Source organism: Microcoleus sp. N9_B4 (genome assembly GCF_036701635.1).
In the GTDB taxonomy this organism is placed as follows: Bacteria; Cyanobacteriota; Cyanobacteriia; order Cyanobacteriales; family Microcoleaceae; genus Microcoleus.
In genome coordinates this window covers 75204-94268 of sequence record NZ_JAUBRC010000024.1, presented here as the reverse complement: position 1 = coordinate 94268, position 19065 = coordinate 75204, and the positions used below count along the sequence as shown (strand labels likewise).

Annotated in this window: 20 protein-coding genes and 1 pseudogene; 11 read left to right on the top strand and 10 right to left on the bottom strand. The window is 44.5% G+C overall.

Going from position 1 to position 19065, the window contains the following annotated elements; all coding sequences use genetic code 11:
* Positions 1-70: 70 nt before the first annotated feature.
* The gene (locus QUA43_RS17460; RefSeq protein WP_445301977.1) at positions 71-1126 is read right to left on the bottom strand and encodes a homogentisate phytyltransferase; all 1056 of its coding nucleotides are present in this window, start codon (positions 1124-1126) and stop codon (positions 71-73) included.
* A 36-nt stretch (positions 1127-1162) separates the two neighbouring features.
* The gene (locus tag QUA43_RS17455; protein WP_333375535.1) at positions 1163-2116 is read right to left on the bottom strand and encodes a methyltransferase domain-containing protein; all 954 of its coding nucleotides are present in this window, start codon (positions 2114-2116) and stop codon (positions 1163-1165) included.
* Positions 2117-2338: 222 nt separating this feature from the next.
* On the opposite strand from QUA43_RS17455, the gene QUA43_RS17450 reads away from it, so the two are divergent.
* Both QUA43_RS17450 and QUA43_RS17445 read left to right on the top strand, forming a co-directional pair.
* Positions 2339-3673, top strand: a complete 1335-nt coding sequence (locus QUA43_RS17450) for a TrkH family potassium uptake protein (protein WP_333375533.1) — start codon at positions 2339-2341, stop codon at positions 3671-3673.
* Positions 3674-3813: 140 nt separating this feature from the next.
* Positions 3814-4509 carry a TrkA family potassium uptake protein gene (locus tag QUA43_RS17445; RefSeq protein WP_333375531.1) on the top strand — a complete coding sequence of 232 codons (696 nt, stop codon included), beginning with the start codon at positions 3814-3816 and terminating at the stop codon, positions 4507-4509.
* A gap of 341 nt (positions 4510-4850) precedes the next feature.
* Here the strand turns inward: QUA43_RS17445 and QUA43_RS17440 are convergent, their stop codons facing one another.
* On the bottom strand, positions 4851-5084 hold the full coding sequence (locus tag QUA43_RS17440) for a hypothetical protein (protein ID WP_333375530.1): 234 nt from the start codon (positions 5082-5084) through the stop codon (positions 4851-4853).
* A gap of 310 nt (positions 5085-5394) precedes the next feature.
* On the opposite strand from QUA43_RS17440, the gene QUA43_RS17435 reads away from it, so the two are divergent.
* Positions 5395-5994 (top strand): sulfite oxidase-like oxidoreductase, encoded by a 600-nt coding sequence (locus tag QUA43_RS17435; protein WP_333375528.1) that lies wholly within the window; start codon positions 5395-5397, stop codon positions 5992-5994.
* A gap of 626 nt (positions 5995-6620) precedes the next feature.
* Complete coding sequence (locus QUA43_RS17430; RefSeq protein ID WP_333375526.1) at positions 6621-7313, top strand: PEP-CTERM sorting domain-containing protein; 693 nt, start codon at positions 6621-6623, stop codon at positions 7311-7313.
* A 108-nt stretch (positions 7314-7421) separates the two neighbouring features.
* Here the strand turns inward: QUA43_RS17430 and QUA43_RS17425 are convergent, their stop codons facing one another.
* The 3 genes from QUA43_RS17425 to QUA43_RS17415 all read right to left on the bottom strand — a co-directional run bounded on the left by QUA43_RS17425 (position 7422) and on the right by QUA43_RS17415 (position 8324).
* Positions 7422-7772, bottom strand: a complete 351-nt coding sequence (locus QUA43_RS17425; protein ID WP_333375523.1) for a hypothetical protein — start codon at positions 7770-7772, stop codon at positions 7422-7424.
* Between the two features lie 31 nt (positions 7773-7803).
* Complete coding sequence (locus QUA43_RS17420) at positions 7804-8052, bottom strand: hypothetical protein (protein ID WP_333375522.1); 249 nt, start codon at positions 8050-8052, stop codon at positions 7804-7806.
* Between the two features lie 89 nt (positions 8053-8141).
* On the bottom strand, positions 8142-8324 hold the full coding sequence (locus QUA43_RS17415; protein WP_333375548.1) for a mechanosensitive ion channel domain-containing protein: 183 nt from the start codon (positions 8322-8324) through the stop codon (positions 8142-8144).
* Positions 8325-8825: 501 nt separating this feature from the next.
* Between QUA43_RS17415 and ahcY the strand changes: the two genes are divergently transcribed.
* The 3 genes from ahcY (at position 8826) to QUA43_RS17400 (ending at position 12760) form a co-directional block, all read left to right on the top strand.
* Positions 8826-10103, top strand: a complete 1278-nt coding sequence (gene ahcY / locus QUA43_RS17410) for an adenosylhomocysteinase (RefSeq protein WP_333047387.1) — start codon at positions 8826-8828, stop codon at positions 10101-10103.
* Positions 10104-10278: 175 nt separating this feature from the next.
* Positions 10279-10893: a DedA family protein gene (locus tag QUA43_RS17405; protein WP_333375519.1), complete on the top strand. Its 615-nt coding sequence runs from the start codon at positions 10279-10281 to the stop codon at positions 10891-10893.
* A 442-nt stretch (positions 10894-11335) separates the two neighbouring features.
* Complete coding sequence (locus tag QUA43_RS17400; RefSeq protein ID WP_333375518.1) at positions 11336-12760, top strand: NADP-dependent isocitrate dehydrogenase; 1425 nt, start codon at positions 11336-11338, stop codon at positions 12758-12760.
* Positions 12761-12945: 185 nt separating this feature from the next.
* Here QUA43_RS17400 and QUA43_RS17395 read toward each other — a convergent pair whose 3' ends face one another.
* Positions 12946-13554: a glutathione S-transferase N-terminal domain-containing protein gene (locus QUA43_RS17395; RefSeq protein WP_333375515.1), complete on the bottom strand. Its 609-nt coding sequence runs from the start codon at positions 13552-13554 to the stop codon at positions 12946-12948.
* A gap of 69 nt (positions 13555-13623) precedes the next feature.
* Here QUA43_RS17395 and QUA43_RS17390 point away from each other — a divergent pair, with 69 nt between their 5' ends.
* The 4 genes from QUA43_RS17390 to QUA43_RS17375 all read left to right on the top strand — a co-directional run bounded on the left by QUA43_RS17390 (position 13624) and on the right by QUA43_RS17375 (position 16147).
* A complete protein-coding gene (locus QUA43_RS17390) occupies positions 13624-14016 on the top strand; it encodes a DUF2358 domain-containing protein (protein ID WP_333375513.1) in 393 nt (130 codons plus the stop codon).
* A gap of 22 nt (positions 14017-14038) precedes the next feature.
* A complete protein-coding gene (locus tag QUA43_RS17385; protein WP_242718312.1) occupies positions 14039-14347 on the top strand; it encodes a hypothetical protein in 309 nt (102 codons plus the stop codon).
* 13 nt (positions 14348-14360) lie between these two features.
* Positions 14361-14762, top strand: a complete 402-nt coding sequence (locus tag QUA43_RS17380) for a hypothetical protein (protein WP_333375511.1) — start codon at positions 14361-14363, stop codon at positions 14760-14762.
* Between the two features lie 212 nt (positions 14763-14974).
* Entirely contained in the window at positions 14975-16147 is a 1173-nt protein-coding gene (locus QUA43_RS17375; RefSeq protein ID WP_333291971.1) for a TRC40/GET3/ArsA family transport-energizing ATPase, read from the top strand.
* Between the two features lie 153 nt (positions 16148-16300).
* On the opposite strand, the gene QUA43_RS17370 is transcribed toward QUA43_RS17375, so the two are convergent.
* The 3 genes and pseudogenes from QUA43_RS17370 to QUA43_RS17360 all read right to left on the bottom strand — a co-directional run.
* A complete protein-coding gene (locus QUA43_RS17370; RefSeq protein WP_333375509.1) occupies positions 16301-17074 on the bottom strand; it encodes a DUF2314 domain-containing protein in 774 nt (257 codons plus the stop codon).
* Positions 17075-17364: 290 nt separating this feature from the next.
* Positions 17365-17658: a hypothetical protein gene (locus QUA43_RS17365; protein WP_333375507.1), complete on the bottom strand. Its 294-nt coding sequence runs from the start codon at positions 17656-17658 to the stop codon at positions 17365-17367.
* A gap of 106 nt (positions 17659-17764) precedes the next feature.
* Positions 17765-18579 (bottom strand): annotated as a pseudogene (locus QUA43_RS17360) (IS5 family transposase); the annotation flags it as partial.
* Between the last annotated feature and the right edge of the window lie 486 nt (positions 18580-19065).

Genomic DNA, 19065 nt, shown 5'->3' with positions numbered 1-19065 from the left:
TTCCTTCTTCCTGACATCCGTTACATCCGTTACAGAATCCGTTGCCGAACTTCCTTCTTCCTTCTTCCTTCTACCCCAACAAACAAGCTGCGGGAAAAATCAGATATTCTAAGAAAAACAACTTCCAGATAAACTGATAAAATGCAGCAATTTCTATTTTATCGTCCAAATCAACTTTGACGCTCCAAAACCACATCAAACCCAAAGCCGCCAAATGAGAAACTGCCAGAAACACTAAATTAACATTAGGCAATACGATCGCTCCCGCCAAAGTCGCGCCCAAATAACAAACCGTCAACACCCAGCGAGATAAATTAAAGACGGCAGGCTTGCCCAGCTCAATCGTAAACGTAGTAATATTATATTGCTTGTCCCCTTCCATGTCGGGGATATCTTTAAAAATGGCGATCGCAAACGTAAACACCACAACAAAAACCGTCAGCACCCAAACTTCCGCAGGAATCTCAAAAGACACACTCTTCAAACTCCAGCCAGAAAAAGCGCTTTTCGCCCTTCCCAAGCCCAACACCCAATTAAAGTGCAAAAATAACCCTAAATTTACGATCGCGCCCCGCACCGTAAAAATGCACAGCGCCGCCCAAAAAGGAAACCGTTTCAGCCGAATTGGCGGCAGAGAATAAGCAGTCCCGATCGCCAAACTAACGCCAACGGTAGCCAGCAAAAACGGGCCTTGTAAAACAGCAGTCAAAATTGCTATAATTCCCGTTGCAATTACAATTAATTCCCCAGTTTTCTGAGAAAACACTCCCGAGGCGATCGGCAAATACGGCTTATTGATTTTATCAATTTCAACATCTTCTAACTGGTTCAATCCCACAATATAAATATTGCCACAAATGCAAGCCAACCAGGCAAAAGCTAGGGGCAAAAATACAGGATTCACAAACAGCCGCGAACTTTGGGCGATCGCGTACAAAGCCAATACACTCAAGCTAGTACCCACAATAGTGTGCGGTCGAGAAAACTCCCAAAATGCCCTCACCCAGCTTTGCGGAGCCGAGTTATTATCAATCCAAGACTTCCCAATCGAATCGTTGCCCATAAATCTCACACCCGCACCAAACAAATAATATGCTCTAGGGTGTGCAATGCACACCTTACTAATCAACTCAAAACTCAAAACTTCTCTGATATATGCCTGTTATTTTACAGCACAAATCAGCCCAAAACGAATTAACCCGCTCTGATATCCACGGCTCATCAATCCGAGAGCAAGTGCTGCTTGAATAGTCGTCCAACCGCTAGTTAGCAAACCCCAAATCGCGCTCGGAGTCAAAGCAGAATCGATCACCACATCCCAAAAAGGAGCAACAGCTTGTGACCAATCTGCGGTGCGAATACTTGTCAAAGGCAAACTGCGGACAATTTCCTCATATTCCGGCAAAGAAATCACATAAGGCAAAGCATAAACCCGGTAAATTTCTGCCAATTGCTTTCTCTCTTCATCAGTTAATTCTCCCGCCGTTTCTCCCAGCGGGCGGTGACACCAAGTTGCCAAAATCAAAGTTCCTCCCGGCTTGAGTACGCGGCAGCATTCCTGCAAAAACTTAATTTTGTCGGGCATATGTTCGCCACTTTCGAGCGACCAAACCAAGTCGAATGACTCGTCAGGAAAAGGCATATTCAAAGCATCGGCAACCAAAAAATTCACATTGCTTTCAAGCCCAGCAATTTTAGCGCGTTCGGTCGCTCTGTTGGCCTGTACCGGACTCAGAGTAATCCCGGTAGCTGTAACGCTAGCGCCCGTTTTGTTTGGTTCGGGCGATCGGCTAAAATCTCGATCGACCATGCCATCCAACTTTAAATTATTTTGAGCGATCGAACTAAACTTTTCGGTCAAATACAGTGTGCTGCCACCGATCCCGCAACCGACATCGAGAATGCGGTAAGATTCACACAGTGCCTTCTCTGATGGTACTCCAGCCCATGCCAGCAGCTCTTCTATCAAATCTATCTGAGCCTGTCGGCGCTCTTTTTTCAAATTGCCATCCGGGCCGTAGTAACCGTGGTGCATATGTTCGCCCCACACCTGCTCCCACAAACCGCTAGAAGCGTCGTAAAGTTGCTGAATTTGCTGGTAAAGTGTTGATGTCATCGCCGGATCGCAAGTTATTAAAGGAATTCTACCGTTATTTTCCCGCTGTTGTCATAGAATTTGGCGATTGAGTTCGATCGGTCTCCGGCCTTCGCGAGATAGAGATGTCCTGATTTCAAGCCCGACGCTCTATTTGTGGGTTCCCTCTAAAACCTCAAATCTAAAATCGATTTGTGGGTTCCCTCTCAAATCTAAAATCTCAAATCTAAAATCTAAAATCGAATGACTGTCTCGCGAACCATTGCTTTGGGCTTTCTCGCTGTCATCCTCGCAGGTACTCTATTGCTGATGATGCCCTTTTCCACAATTGATGGAACTTGGAGCGATCCAATAACAGCACTGTTTACCTCTACTTCCGCTGTCTGCGTCACGGGCTTGTCGGTTGTGGATGTCGGAAAATATTACTCTTTTTGGGGGCAACTGTGCCTAGTTTTACTGGTGCAAATAGGAGGCTTGGGCTACATGACAGCCACGACTTTCTTGCTGCTGTTATTGGGCCGCCGCTTTGGCTTGAAAGACAAAATTGCCCTGCAACAATCTCTCGACAAATCCGGGCTAGCCGGCGTAGTACAACTGGTGCAGTCAATTCTAGCAACAACACTTTTGTTTGAATTAACAGGAGTGTTTTTGCTGATGACGGTTTTCGTCCCCCAATACGGATTTAAAGAGGGTGTGTGGTCTGCTATATTTCACAGCGTTAATTCCTTTAACAACGCGGGTTTTAGCATCTATTCAGATAATTTGATCGGCTACATCAATTCGCCTATGGTTAACTTCACTGTCGGTGGTTTAATCATATTTGGCGGAATCGGCTATCAAGTAATTATGGAATTGTACCTGTGGCTGCGCGATCGCTTCAACAAAAGCCCTATCTGCACAGTTTTTTCCCTGAACTTCAAAGTTGTTACCACTACAACGGCTGTCCTTTTGATTTTAGGAATGCTAGCCTTTTTGGTGCTGGAATACGACAACCCTGACACTTTAGGCGCTCTAAATTTCCCTCAAAAGCTGATGGCATCTTGGTTTCAATCTGTTACTCCCCGCACGGCCGGATTCAATACAATTGACATTGGCAAAATGAGCGAAGCCTCGCTATTCCTGACGATTGCGCTGATGTTTATCGGCGCCAGTCCTGGCAGCACCGGCGGCGGAATCAAAACCACAACTTTTAGGATATTGTTTTGCTGTACCACAGCAGTTATCGAAGGCCAGGAAGATGTGGAGTGCTATCAGCGTCAAATCCCGCCAGCAATGATTCTGAAAACCATTAGCGTAGTCTTCGGTTCCATGTTGGTCGCGTTCACATCGGCAATTTTAATCGAGCTGACCAATCCCCAAGTAGAATTTATCGCAGCCCTGTTTGAAGCAGTTTCAGCTTTTGGCACGGTCGGTCTTTCCACTGGGATTACACCCACGATTTCAGCGATCGGTAAGCTGGTTTTGATTGCTACAATGTACATAGGTCGGGTTGGGGTGCTGCTGCTGGTGAGTGCTGCCTTCGGCGACCCAAAACCCAGGTCTTTTAAGTATGCTGAGGAAAGTTTGTTAGTGGGATAAAAAAATCCTGCCTCGTTGCTGATAATCTAAACAATGGGTGACAACCCAAATCAACTTTTACTACTTACCCAAAAATCAAAAGGAGGCGGCGCTGTCTCTGCTAAAATCTAAACAGCAAGACGCTCAGCGCTGGATATTCAGTGAACCTGTCATCTTTAAATTTTTTTCGCACTTTGCGCGCCGACAACAAGCAGTTTGCAGTTATTGGTTTGGGACGCTTCGGCAAAGCTGTGTGTTCTACTCTGCACGGTTTGGGTTACGAAGTCCTGGGAATTGACACCGATGAAAAAAAAGTAACTCAAGCTTTGAACGATCGTATTGCTGCTCACGTTTTGCAGTTAGATTCTACTGAGCCTAGCGCTCTTCTGGAAGCCGGTATATTTGAATTTGAAACAGTGATTGTTGCGATCGGCAATTACCTAGGAGAAAGCATTACCACCACCCTAAATCTTAAGGAAGGCGGGGTAACTCATGTAATAGCCAAAGCTTCTTCGGAAACTCACTTAAAACTGTTGAAAAAAGTCGGGGCAGATCATGTAGTTTTTCCCGAACGAGAAATGGGCTGCTCTTTGGCCCGCCTTCTTACAAAACCCAGCATTTTAGAACGCTTTGACCTCGACCCAGATCACAGCATCGTTGAATTGCTCGTTCCTGAAAAGTTTGATGGCAAAACCATCTCCGAATTGGAACTCCGGCGCAGGTATGGTTTGAATTTGCTAGCAGTCGGTCGTGCCGACAAGTTCGAGATCAATCCGCAGCCAAGCGAACGCTTGAGAAAAGGCGAGGTGATGGTAGTAATTGGTTCTAATAAAGATATCAATCGCTTGCCAATTTAACAGCTCGACATTTTACGCACATACAGCAACCGTCCTGGACTCAGAAACCCAGTTTCTTGGGTTCCGAGTGTCGAAGTCCTCAGCAATTCTTGCGGGATGTGTCAAAATTTCAGGCTCTCACAAACCCGGTTTATCTAAGATAAACCGGGTTTCTCTGTCAATCTTTATGTTGTAATTTTTAACTGAAATATGTAAATTGAATTTCACCAGTTCTGGGGTTGGTTCCGTCTTTGCGACCCCCTCGGAGAACCTAGCCAGACAAATCGCGAAAAATTTTAACAAAGTAGCAGCACTCGATCGCGCTCCCGCAAATAAATAATAGGAGCGCTAGCCCTGAAAATTCAGCCAACTTTCAAGATTTTTTGCAAATAAGCTTTGCCGAAAACCAGCACCGCCAAGACTAGAGCAAGTTCAACAGGCCAAGGACACACTGCCACCAACCAAATTAACGAACACATTCCAATAATTGCAGCTATGGGAGCCGGAATTCCGTCTAGCGTTCTGTTGTCAGTCCCGGCAGTCACCCACCAAGCAATCAAGCATACCGTCAACGGAATCAAGCAACTTGCGATCATGATTTTTACCCCATCAATTTTTTTACATATGGCATCTGAGCATATTGTAACAATACATCAAAAATTCGGAAATGCACCATTAATTACGATAAAATTTAAGGTTAGGTAATTCATACGCTGGGGTGATAAATTGTAAAAATTTTTAGCCTCGCCTCTCTCCAAAGGCATAATTAGGCGGCATCAAGCAGGATTTGGAGATTTTTATTTCGGCAGAAGTGATGAAAGCTTTCTACCTTGAGATGAATTGCGATCCGCTCATCTGTGCAAGTTATACTCAGGATTGCAGTCAGTTACTGTAGAGTGTGAATCAATGCAGGGCAAGTTTTTTCGCAAGCCAGAATCAGAAAATATCGATCGCGTCCCCCCAGGTCAATACCTCGCCAACGGCTTTCCTGTCCTGACCTACGGCGATACACCCTCGGTCAGCATTGAAAGTTGGGAATTTAAAGTCTGGGGATTGGCAAAACCACAAACCTTCAGTTGGTCGGACTTCCAGGCCATGCCCCAAAGTAACTTTACTGCGGATTTTCACTGCGTCACCCGCTGGTCAAAACTCGACGTGCAGTGGACGGGAGTCAAAGTGACAGATTTTATGAACTATATAGAAGTCGATCCGAAAGCTATGCACGTCCTGGAACACTGCTACGGTGGCTACACTACCAACATTGCAATCGCCGACTTCCTCCGAGAAGAAAACTTTTTCGCCCACACCGTCTTCGGCGAACCTCTATCGGCAGACCACGGTGGCCCAATGCGGCTCGTAGTTCCCCACTTGTACGCTTGGAAAAGCGCTAAATGGATTAACGGCCTGGAGTTTACAGAAACTGAAGAACTCGGTTTTTGGGAACGGAACGGCTACCACCAGCGGGGCGAACCTTGGGCAGAGGAACGCTACAGCGGTCTGTTTTGATGCGGGCGATCGGGAGCAAGGACGGGGCCAGAGCTTCTCTATACAATCATTGTGGAGGGGCAATCCGCTCTTTTACCGCTTCAATCTGCAGAAATCGCATCTCGTCGATCGCATCTTTGGGATATCTCACGCCACCGTATCTACTTAATTGAACCAAAATACGTAAACCCAAAGATCGCATTTTGTACGTAATTTACCCGATAGATAAACTACTTTAACTCCCCTACAAAAGTCCCAAAAAACAAATATTCCCAGTTTCTGGTTAATATAAAACTCCTCTAACTGTCAGTACACACAAATATTACCGTATTTATACTTAAGTGTTTGGCATTGAGGATTTAGACTGAGAATTAAATAAAAAATTAGCATAAGCTAAATCAAAATCAGTTTCGCTGCTCCGCGCTCCCATGCCCATGACTGCAAGGTTTCCATCCACACTCTTTAATAATTATTTAGGGGGTATTTGTAGGGAGCGATCGCCCGCAGATAGATGCGATCAACAGCATTTGTGAAGGAGATGTAAAGGCTTGATAAAGAATATGTCAAACTTTACCTAAAGTGCCCCAAATACAAACAAAGTATCGCATAATGAAATTATTAAGACCATCGCACAAAAGGAACAGGTTATGAATACCAAACTCTTATCCGCCCTCACAGCTACCGCAGCCGCCACAGCTCTGTTTAGCGCCGGAGCTCCTGCTCAAGCCTTCTCCTTTGGTGCCAGCGGCATCCAATTCAGCCAAGATACAAGTGTCAAGTTTAACTTCAAAGAATCTCACGGTCAGTTCCAATCCTCTTTGGGAGTCTACAGTGTGAAGGACTCGGCGGTCTCTCTAGTTAGCACCCTGTTTTCGGAAACTAAATCCTCAGACGACCAGTGGGAGAACGAATGGAAAGGAACTCTGGGCAATACAGTCTTGGGTTCTGGCTCGGTAGTATTCACATTCCTGGCAAATCAAATTTACACTTTGGGACTCGACAGCGGCTACAATGGCAGTGTCTACTCGACCTCAGCCTTGAACAGCGGCAGCCAGCAAGCGGTGTTTGGCGCGCAATCGCAACTGTGGGACGCACTCGGCAAAGAAACCACGAACGTCTTCCAAGCTGCCGGACAATTCACCAACGGAACAGGTTCTCTGTTTAATGGAGGCACACTAATCTCCTTCGACGATCGCGGTAACAGCAACGATGCAGACTTCCAAGACTTCGCAGTGAGTGCAGAAGCAGTTCCAGAACCGATGACAATGACAGGTTTGGCTCTCGGTTTGGGTGGCTTGGTTGCAGCACGCCGTCGCCGCGCTAGCAAGACGACTTCATGATTTGTTTCAACCGGAACGATCTCCTCAATTACGTTTGACAACAAAATAAAATTCTATTTGGAGGCGCGCTAATGAGAAATAGGCTCGCCTTTTGCTTGATTTGAAAAGTCAGAAGGGAGAAGTCATATCAATTCTGGTTGCACTCCTCCGGAATTGTTGACTGTTGACTGATGACTGTTGACTGTTGACTGATGACTGTTGACTGTTGACTGATGACTGTTGACTGTTGACTGTTGACTGTTGACTGTTGACTGTAGAAGGAGGGGTTGCCAAACTGAATGATGGTTGAGTGTTGGATATTGACTCGATTTTACGCCCGACGATGAAGCGCGGATTTGATATCAGGTTGAAGTTCGGGAACGCGCAGTGTACGGGATTTAACGGATTGAACGGATGGGTGTTGAGGGAAGAAGTCAAGCGTGAAGCAAGAGGATTTTTCCCACTCTCGCCCTCTCCCACTCTCTCCCTCTCCCAACTCAAAATTCAAAACTCACTCAGGGTAAATTGTTCGATCGTACAAAGTCACCAGTACCAGTTGAGGAATTTTAATCTCGGCCCGGATGCACACTACTTTAATCGCCACCATAACCAGGGTTTTTGTCCATCGCACCTGTGCTTGTTCCTGCAGCTTCCAATAGGGGACAATAAGATGCAAAGAATCTTGGTTAATGCCTAAACTATCAACTTCTGGAGTGGTTTGGGACAAAACGCCTTCGACTTCGGAAATAGCTTTAACCAAGGTTTAAATTGCTCAGGAAGGTCGGTATCGTGGACTAAAATTAAACGCAGGTTGGTTCGCCTGTGTGGAATGGTTGTTAGTACCCGCACTTAATTGGTAAATACGATCGCCTTCGGCACGATAACTCGCTCTCCCCGATCACTAATAATTTGAGTTGAACGCAGCAAAATCTTTTCAACAGTACCTTCAAAGCCTTCTACAATTATCCGATCGCCCAATTGAAACGATTCGTGCAACAGCAACAATATTTCCGCTAAAAAGTATTTGAAGATGTCTGGGAACGCGAAACTAATCCCTACTGAACCAAGTCATAACCAACTGATGATATCTGCAGGCAGCCAAGCCGGGAACGCAATCACGCAGGCGATCGAACTGCCAGCAGCCCAAGTGAGAGTGTCAATCGATTTTAGATTTTAGATTTTAGATTTTAGATTTTAGAATTGACCCCACGGATAAATTGGGGGGCTCCTTTATCGGATGCACGTTTTTTATTTCTGGACGGATGAATCCGGGGGCTTGTATCCTGGATGCTTTCGGTCAAATAATTCAAGAATGCCACGCTAACACAAAAGATTGAGCTCGATCGCCCGACAAGAATGTTTGACTCTCACTGTGCGGGTGACTCCATCGACTAGCTCGCTAATCATTAAAACACAATCAAAATTTAAGATTAGCAGCGCCGACCCCGATCGAGTAAAATCACAGCACTTGCCCGCCGATGACTTAATCTGCTAAAACTAACAAAGTTTGATGATTTCTGAGAAATAACATACATGGTTGCTACATCCGTCAAGATTAAACACGAAGTCAAAGACTTGTCCCTCGCCCCCTTGGGAAAGCAACGCATCGAGTGGGCCGGCCGGGAAATGCCCGTTTTGCGGCAAATTCAAGAACGCTTCGCTAAAGAAAAGCCTTTCGCTGGCATTCGCTTGGCTGCTTGCTGCCACGTAACCACAGAAACCGCTCATTTGGCAATCGCCATCAAACTCGGCGGTGGCGACGCCGTACTGATCGCCAGCAACCCCTTGAGCACTCAAGATGACGTAGCGGCTTGCTTAGTTGAAGACTACGGCATTTCCGTCTTCGCCCTCAAAGGAGAAGACGCGGCTACCTACGAACGTCACGTCTACACAGCCCTAGACCACCGCCCCAATATTATCATCGACGACGGCAGCGACGTGGTAGCGGCGCTAATCCAGCACCGCCCGAACCAAATTTCCGACTTAATCGGAACTACCGAAGAAACTACCACAGGCATCGTGCGCCTGCGGGCAATGTTGAAAGACGGTGTGCTGACTTTCCCCGCAATGAACGTCAACGACGCCGACACCAAGCACTTCTTTGACAACCGCTACGGTACCGGTCAATCTACCCTAGACGGCATTATCCGCGCTACTAATATTTTGTTAGCCGGTAAAAATATTGTGGTTGCAGGTTACGGTTGGTGCGGCAAAGGCACGGCACTGCGTGCCCGTGGTATGGGTGCTAACGTCATTGTCACCGAAATCGATCCAATTCGGGCGATCGAAGCAGTGATGGACGGTTTCCGCGTCATGCCGATGGACGAAGCAGCCACAGTCGGAGATATATTCATTACCGTTACCGGCAACAAACACGTCATTCGTGCCGAACATTTCGAGACAATGAAAGACGGCGCAATTGTTTGCAATTCCGGTCACTTCGACATTGAAATTGACCTCAAATCCCTTGGCGCAAAAAGCACCGACGTGAAAACAGTCCGGTCTTTCACTCAAGAATATCACCTCAATAATGGCAAGTCGATTATTGTGTTGGGCGAAGGTCGTTTGATCAACTTGGCAGCAGCCGAAGGACACCCCAGCGCCGTAATGGATATGAGCTTTGCTAACCAAGCTTTAGCCTGCGAATATCTAGTTACGAACAAAGGCAAACTAGAGCCTGGTATTCACTCAATTCCCGTGGAAGTTGACAAAGAAATTGCCCGTCTCAAATTGGAAGCAATGGGTATTCACATTGATACCTTGACTGCCGAACAAATTGAGTACACAAACTCTTGGACTTCGGGCACTTAATCATAGTATTCTCGTTCCCGGACTCTGCCTAGGAATGAATACAAGGAGGCTCTGCCTCCCTCAAGGGGAGTCGAGGCAGAGCCTCTAGATATGTGTTCCCAGGCACAGCCGGGGAACGAACAATGGCTAATGACTAATGACTACTGACTTCTTCTTACCAAATTAGTGAATCAAAATGGTTGAATGGATAACTAACACAATGCAGTCGATGGGCTATCTCGGAATAGGGCTGTTGATGTTTTTAGAAAATCTTTTCCCCCCCATACCCTCAGAATTGATTATGCCGCTGGCAGGATTCACGGTATTCCAGAACAGAATGGAGTTTTCACCGGCGATCGCAGCAGGAGTAATCGGTACAGTTCTGGGGGCGCTTCCCTGGTACTATGCTGGTAAATTATTGAGCGAAGAACGCTTGAGGAATTTAGCCGACAAATACGGCAAGTGGATCACAGTATCGGGCGCCGATATTGACAAAGCAAATAGATGGTTTAACAGACACGGCAACAAAGCCGTGTTTTTGTGTCGCCTCGTACCTGGAGTTCGCACCCTAATTTCCCTGCCCGCTGGCATCAATAATATGCCTTTAATTCCTTTTTTAATCTACTCAACAGGCGGCACTCTTTTATGGGTAAGTTTCCTGACTTTTGCCGGATATAAACTAGGGGAAAATTATACACTTGTAGAGGATTATCTCGGCCCGGTTTCCAAAATAGTTGTGGTGATTATAGTCATCTGGTGTATTTTGTGGATTGTGAAGAAGAATATGCAGAAGGAAAAATATCGCAAATAAATGCAAATTTTGTGAAAATAATCTGCGTTTATTTGCGTTCATCGGCTACAATCACCATTTTGATCCGGCCCAAAAACGCATACAACTTTCCGACAGGAGTCGTGATCATCCCAAAATTTTAGACTAAGGTTCAACCTCCCAGATTCATCTGGGGAGTAAATCTAACAATCTAAAATCTAGAATCTAAAATCCACTGACTTGTTTCCAGCATCTTCCCGACCGTAGCGCTGAAAGATAGAGAGGGAGATTTGATAGAAACTTCTGCTATCTTGGTTACTTTTTTAAATTAACTTTTAAATTGGTGATCGCCCAAAAGTCACAGTGACGGGCAGCCGATCGCCCAAAAATCCCACTTAAATTTATACAAATATTTAGGATTGATTGAGGTTTAGGCAGACAATCGTGGCAAAATAGGGAACATTCCTATCCGCGCTGTTAAGATATGTACGAAAAGATTGTAGCCCCGACAACTGGTTCTAAAATTACTTTCAAAGATGGTTCGCCGATCGTCCCCAATGACCCGATTATTCCCTTCATTCGCGGCGACGGTACGGGCGTTGACTTGTGGCCTGCATCCCAGAAAGTCATGGATGCTGCGGTAGAAAAGGCTTACGGTGGCGATCGAAAAATCAACTGGTTTAAAATCTATGTAGGCGACGAAGCCTGCGATGTCTACGGTACTTACCAATATCTGCCCCAGGATTCCTTAGACGCCATCAAAGAATACGGAGTCGCCATCAAAGGGCCACTGACAACCCCAATCGGGGGCGGCATTCGATCGCTAAACGTAGCTTTGCGGCAAATCTTTGACCTTTACGCCTGCGTGCGGCCCTGCAAATATTATGCTGGAACACCATCGCTACACAAAACTCCTGAACTCCTAGATGTAATTATTTACCGGGAAAATACAGAAGATATTTACCTCGGAATTGAATGGGCAAAAGGCAGCGAAATCGGCAAAAAATTGATTGAATACCTAAATAATGAGTTAATTCCAGCCACACCAGAACATGGCAAAAAACAAATCCGCCTCGATTCGGGAATCGGAATTAAACCGATTAGCAAAACAGGTTCTCAGCGTTTAGTACGGCGCGCCCTTACCCACGCTTTGCGGTTGCCGAAAGAAAAGCAGCAAGTAACTTTGGTGCACAAAGGCAACATCATGAAATACACCGAAGGAGCTTTTCGAGATTGGGGTTATGAATTAGCAACCACCGAATTTCGCCAACAGTGCGTGACTGAAAGAGAGTCTTGGATTTTGGGCAACAAAGAAAAAAATCCCGACATTAGCTTAGAAGATAATGCTCGCCAAATAGACCCCGGATACGATGCTTTGACCCCAGAAAAACAAGCCAAAATTCGTCAAGAAGTAGCCGACGTTCTGTTTGCAATTTGGGACAGTCACGGCAGCGGCCAGTGGAAAGAAAAAATCATGGTCAACGACCGAATTGCTGACAGTATTTTCCAACAAATTCAAACCCGACCGGCCGAGTATTCGATTTTGGCGACAATGAATCTGAACGGGGATTATTTGTCCGATGCGGCCGCCGCCATTGTCGGCGGATTGGGTATGGGCCCCGGTGCGAATATTGGTGATGAATGTGCAGTTTTTGAGGCGACTCACGGCACTGCACCGAAACACGCTGGTTTGGATAAAGTCAATCCCGGTTCCCTGATTTTGTCCGGGGTGATGATGTTAGAATACATGGGATGGCAGGAAGCGGCAGACTTGATTAAGAAGGGTTTGGGAGCGGCAATTTCTAACGGAGAAGTTACTTACGATTTGGCGCGGTTGATGGAGCCGCCGGTGCCTGAGTTAAAGTGTTCGGAGTTTGCTGAGGCGATTATTAAGCATTTCGCGGATTGATGAGTTCGAGGGCTTTTTTTGAACGGGCTAGAAGCCCGTTCCACAAAAGTCAATTTGCTTGTGGGGTGGGCTTCTAGCCCGCCCGCTATTTCGTAAGAACGGGCTAGAAGCCCGTTCCACAAAAGTCAATTTGCTTGTGGGCCGTTGCTCCTAGCCCGCCCGAAAATACAATTTAGATGCGGGGTTTATAATGATGGAACAGCCATGCCTTGCTCAACAGCGGGACGCTTCTGTAAGGTTTCTACCCAACGTTTAAGGTGGGGGTGGTTGTCGAGGGTTAATCCTTGAAATTCGTAAATAGCAACCCAGGGATAGATAGCAATGTCGGCAATAGAATAGTCGCCGCAGATGTATTCATATTTTGCTAGTTGAGTGTCTAATACTCCGTAGAGGCGCAAGGTTTCTTTTTCGTAGCGCCCAATCGCATAGGGAATTTGTTCGGGTGCAAAGCGTTTGAAGTGGTTTAGCTGACCAAACATCGGGCCGACGCTGGCCATTTGAAACATCAGCCATTCTATAACTTGAAAGTATTTTTGTTTGTCTGTGGGCAGAAATCTGCCGCTTTTTTCGGCAAGATAGATGAGAATAGCGCCCGACTCGAAGACGGTGATGCCGTTATCTCGATCGACTATCGCCGGAATTTTGCTGTTGGGGTTGATTGCGATGAACTCTGGGCTAAATTGGTCGTTTTTTGTGATGTCGATGACGTGCACGTTGTAGGGTAAACCTATTTCTTCGAGCATGATCGAGACTTTGCGACCGTTTGGTGTGGTAAAAGTGTACAGGTCGATCATAAGTTGTTCGCCTTTTCTCAAGCAGGTATAAACTATATTATAATAATTTAAGGCAAATAGCTAATCATAATGGACATTGTTGAAATTCTCAAAGACGATTATCAAAGATTTCCCGATAATCAGACTTACAGCATTTATGCAAAAGATGTTTATTTTGAAGACCCAGTGAATCGATTTACAGGAATCGATCGCTACCGCAAAATGATCGGGTTTATGGGGACTTTTTTTCAGGATGTAAATCTCGATTTGCACGGGATTTCGCAGTCGGGAGATACTATAGACACTCGCTGGACTCTGAGCTGGATCGCACCGTTACCTTGGAAACCTAAAATGGCGATCGCCGGTAGGAGCGAATTGAAAGTCAACAGCGACAGTTTAATCGTTTCTCACATCGATTACTGGGACTGTTCGCGGTTGGATGTGCTCAAACAATTGGTATTTCCAGTCCAGACAAATGTTTGAAAAATATTTTTAATTAAAGTAAATGGAACCTCTACCCAATAGCTGGGCAGATATTCAGCCTGATACCATATATCAAGCAACTAATGGGCTGCTAGTATCTTTTAGTCAAGCTCAAATACAACTCGGAATCAAGTATGACCAAAACAACAAACATTTAAAAGCGATTGAAAAAGGAATTGTTGCCCCTCGCGGTAATATTGGTCTTGTTCCTTCAGAAGTTGAAGACTACGAGCTAAAATCCAAAGTGCTAGGCAAAGGAGGCGATCGCCGCTTTCACGGAAAAATCCTAGATGGAGTCCTACACTTCCCTGGTTTTTTCACTGAACATTAATCATCCACAAGCTATGACGATAATTGAGTTAAAAAATCACCCTGTTTGGCAAGATTTAACAGAAGTATTAGAAAATCTAGATGCCAACTCTCTGGTAGCAGAGCATCTGGAGTTATGCGATTATAAACTCTGCGGTTACTGGGACGAACAAGATGAATTTTATGAAGAAATTATCTTACCCCGTTCCCTGTCTGCCGATTTAGTCAGCAGTTCGATTGGTGTTACAGGCAGAAAACGTTGGATTAAACTAAAATTTGTTCTCCAAGCCGAGCGGGTGAATTCTCACGATTCGTCGCATCCTAATAGCACACAAAATCTTGGCGAATTGACGATCGTTTATGATGAAAACCTGCAATTTGTTGATGAGAATTGGCAGATAAATATCGACTCTCCTTTTATAGGGAAAGAAAAGTAGTTGAGTTTAAAGAGTGATTACGACAGTTTGGAAAGTACGATCACCCTCATCAACTCAACCCATATATTGACATTGCACCAATTTAGTGGATAGCCCGAAATGCGCCATGTCCGTCCGGGCGATCGTCCAAATTAATTCCCCCACTAAATTAATTTATGTTACATAACGTTACAATATAGGAGTAAACTACTTTCAGGCGAGCTAAACAATCAATGCGCTTAATATTAATGACTGGAAAAGGCGGCGTCGGCAAAACCTCCGTAGCCGCTGCTACTGGGCTGCGGTGTGCCGAATTGGGATACAAAACCCTAGTGCTGAGCACAGATCCCGCTCACTCCTTAGCCGACAGCTTTGACATGGAACTCGGACACGATTCGCGGCTGGTGAAACCGAATTTGTGGGGAGCAGAATTAGACGCTCTCAGGGAATTAGAAGGCAATTGGGGAGCAGTTAAGCGCTACATTACTCAAGTTTTGCGTGCCCAGGGACTCGAAGGGGTGCAAGCTGAAGAATTAGCCATCTTGCCAGGAATGGATGAAATCTTCGGTTTAGTGCGGATGAAGCGGCATTACGACGAAGGCGAATTTGATGTTTTAATTATCGATTCTGCCCCAACTGGCACAGCATTGAGACTGCTAAGTTTGCCGGAAGTTGGCGGCTGGTACATGAGAAAATTTTACAAGCCACTGCAAGGCATATCAGCCGCCCTTAGACCTTTAGTTGAACCTATTTTTAGACCAATTGCGGGTTTTTCTTTGCCCGACAAAGAAGTAATGGATGCACCTTACGAATTTTACGAACAAATCGAAGCTTTGGAAAAGGTTTTAACTGACAATACTGTCACTTCGGTAAGATTAGTTACTAATCCTGAAAAAATGGTAATTAAAGAATCTCTGCGCGCTCATGCCTATTTGAGTTTGTACAATGTAGCCACAGATTTAGTAGTAGCTAACCGGATTATTCCCGCAGAAGTAACTGACCCATTTTTCAAACGGTGGAAAGAAAGCCAGGAGCAGTACCGTCAGGAAATCCACTCAGATTTCATGCCACTGCCAGTTAAGGAAGTGCCACTTTATTCTGAAGAAATGTGCGGTTTGGCAGCTTTAGAACGGTTGAAAGAAACGCTTTACAAAGACGAAGACCCCAGTCAAGTTTATTACAAAGAAAATACGATTAGGATTGTTCAGGAAAACAATCAATATAGTCTTGAACTGTATTTGCCCGGAATTGCTAAGGATCAGATCCAGTTGAGCAAAACGGGAGATGAGTTGAATGTTCGGATTGGGAATCACCGCCGTAATTTGGTTTTGCCGCAAGCTTTAGCGGCGCTGCAACCTTCGGGGGCGAAGATGGAGGATGATTATTTGAAGATTAAGTTTGCTTGATGCTACTGGTAAGGACACGGCAATGCCGTGTCCCTGCAAATATAGGACACGGCAATGCCGTGTCCCTACAAATATAGCAATCCTAAATCAGTTGTACAAAAATGTTGCGGCTCTTGTGCCCCGTAAACAATTCCCTATTATAAGCCCCCGCAATTATCTTAGAAAATCAGTAATTTTATTCCATTTCATGACTTCTGCCAAATCAATCGCCGCAAACCCATCCGGATTCTTAATCATCTTATCAGCGCCATACTTTAATAATAATTTAACAGGAGTTAAGTTGCCAGCTAATGCCTCATATTGCAGCATAGTCCAACCATTTTCATCAATTTGATTTACGATAGTAGGATTTTCACTTAATGCAGAATCAATTTTTGCAGCCATATTCTCACTCATTGGATGCTCGCCGATTTCATATTCATCCTTATTTCTTGACTCTTTATTTAAATAGCTATCGGGAACAATTCGGATTTCTCTTGGATCGCCGAATTCCAAACCCCAGGCATCATCATGCACACGTCTTTGATCGTTATTCATTTTAAGCCGGATTGCATTAACAGTATACGCACCATAAACCATCCCATCAATAGAATATATCCAATCACTCATCTCCTTGAAGCCCATCACAATCTGGTCGCCCGCTCCAATTCCATCTATCCATCTCGGATTGTTTAATAAATCTCCACTAACTTTCCGACCATCAAAGTTAACATTCCCCACCCAGATATGTTCAACTGACGGTGCAGAATCCGTCACCTTTCCAGTCGAAAATTGAAGTTTTACTGCACTTATATCCAGCGCAGGAATTATTCGCCGCCTTTCCCATGACAACTCACGCCAAAAATATTTAAATGATTCGCGTGCCTTCTTGCTAGCAAGATTTATATCCGGGTCATTACCCTTAAATCGATAAATATTTTGGTTCATTTACCACTCCCTAGTTGAGCCTTCGAGGTACTTCTAACGTTAATATACATCACAAGCAGATATTGAGCTATTCAGCAGACTTACGCCATTCTTGTCCGAGGCGAACGGCTTCGTCCAAAGTAGGATGGTTGCGTCTGCGTTTATGAGACAGTGACTTTTGTAATGGTATCAATTCCGATTGTATCGGAATGATTTAACCGCAGAGGGCGCAGAGGGCGCAGAGTCTGCAGAAAAGAGAGATGAATAATTCCAATGTCAACGGATTTGATATGAGATGCTGCTGGCGACAATTAACAGGGCTCAGCATGAACGACTTCCTTTAATGCCTCATCAATCACTGCATCGCTGACACCTCGACGCTTCAAACTTGCTACTAAGGCTGTTACTGTCTCGCTCTCAAATCGTTCTAAATCAACGCGCAAACCTTGACCGATATAAGCACGAATTAATGGCTGATAACCCGAAAACCCCAACAATGGTGCAACTTTCTTTAGGTCTTCCACAACATCTTCGGGCATACGAATCGTTACGCTAGTCATTGGACGGTTGCGGTTTAATCGCTGTTTTAATGCTTCAACCTTCATACTCTGCCCTCTCCTGACGAGTTGCTTTACGTGCTGAAATAATCCGAATGACCTTTTCTTCACGAGACCTCTTGCGAAAGTCTGAGGCGAACTCTAATTTAGTCTTTAAAGAAAGTTCATAATTATAAATACCACCGATCAAATTAAATCTTAATCCGAAGCGCCTTCTTCGATTCCGATATCTTGATGAAAGTATTTTAAATACATTTAAACTTCGATGTATATTTTCAATAATTCTCTCCTTTGCCAGTAGGCGATTTAAAACTTTTTCTGCTTGACTCAGTTCTTTATTCTTGGTTTTTTTGATGGGGGTTCTACTATTAGTATGAATCTTTTTGATTCCTTTATAACCTTGATCACCTAAAAGTTCAAGTTCTTTATTCATCCCGATTTTGCTTTTTTTCAACAAACTAAAATCATGCGTTTTCCCGTTACTAAAAGCTGTACATATTATTTCGTTGCTTTTGGTGTTGGCTAAAACTTGCGATTTTCTTGTATGATATTTTTGCTTGCCACTATAATATTTCTTTTGCTTTTTTTGGGGACGCTCTATTTCATGCTCTGATACATCCACCGCTACAGTTTCTATCTCATTTTGACTTTGATAAATTTTTTTACCTGTAAATTAAATAAGCCTGAATTTATTAAAGCTTTCTCAGTTCTAATTACAATTCGATAAGCATTTGATTCATTAATACCCCATTTAATTCCCAGATGAAAAAAAGTATGATATTCTCGCAAATAGGATAATGTCATTAAGATTTGGTCTTCTACGCACAATTTACTTGGTCTTCCTGATTTTTTTTGAAAAACTTTTTCTGCTTTGACTATTTTTACCATTTCTTTGAATGTCCCTTGATGTAGTCCACAGTACCGTTTAAAGTCGGCGGGGTTTAACTTTTGTACTTGTTCGTAATTCATCTTATGGGAGCTAATTATTTCTTTTATTTTACCTAGAACGAGCGCACTTTCGCAAGAGGTCTACTTAAGTCTTTTTTGACCTGAATCCTTACCAGTGTGCAATGATGGCGGTTTTGGGGGGAGTGGTCTTTGAGGCGATCGTATCCAGACTTTTCAAGTGTAACAATTGATATTGACGATACTGATATTAAAACTTCGGATGGAAGCCCAGAAACCCGGTATTTGGGACAATACTTCCTTGCATCCTGCCTCAAATTCGGTAAAAACCCGGTTTCTCAACAGCGGGCGAGGACTTAAGAAGCCGATTATTATTATTATTATTATTATTAAAACTTGTGAACCAGACTTTTTCCACAAAGCCAGTTCTAAATTAATGCCTAAAACTCCAAGTTACCTTAACCATAAGATAAACTTGAATTGTTCGCGCTTTAATTTAGAATTAGCATTGGGATTGCCATGCGCTCGATCGGTCAAGAACGAACAATT